This is a genomic window from Microvirga aerilata (assembly GCF_016743775.1).
GTDB lineage: Bacteria > Pseudomonadota > Alphaproteobacteria > Rhizobiales > Beijerinckiaceae > Microvirga > Microvirga aerilata.
Genome location: NZ_JAEQMY010000378.1, coordinates 1 through 518, shown reverse-complemented (window position 1 = coordinate 518; position 518 = coordinate 1). Strand labels below are relative to the sequence as shown.

The following is a 518-nucleotide window of genomic DNA, read 5'->3' as shown; positions in this document are numbered from 1 at the left end:
CCCTTAGGCGAAAATGGCTGGGATTTCAGATCCTCGGAGGGGCAAGCCCCCCCAACTCTCAACGTTGAATACACGCTGGGCGCACACGAGCCTAACGAGCCCTTCTCTGGTGTCGTTTCTCCCACTGTCGAGACCGCTGCGCTGCCCGGCACCTTTGACGCCGGCGATGTGGCCGATGATCCGGCGATATGGATTGACAAGAACGATCCAACTCGAAGTTTGATCATCGGCACTGACAAGGATCCGAAGCAGGGTCGACTGTATGCCTTCGATCTGCAAGGAAAGGTCATCAACACGACCTCCTTTGGCGAGTTCAACAATGTCGATTTACGCTATGGCTTCAACCTCGGCGGACAGTTGGTGGATCTGGTCGGCGCCACTAACCGTGGAACCAACAGCATCGACTTCTTCGCCCTGGACCCAGTGACGCGTGAGCTTAATCCGGTTGGCTCGGTGCCCACAGGGCTGTCCAACATCTATGGCTTCACCATGGGGCATACAGCCGACGGCAAGTACTA

1 protein-coding gene is annotated in these 518 nt (G+C 56.8%); it reads left to right on the top strand.

Annotation, left to right across the window (positions count from 1 at the left end):
- Positions 1-518 (top strand): phytase (locus JKG68_RS32895; RefSeq protein WP_202066681.1); only part of this gene is annotated, 518 nt, incomplete at both ends.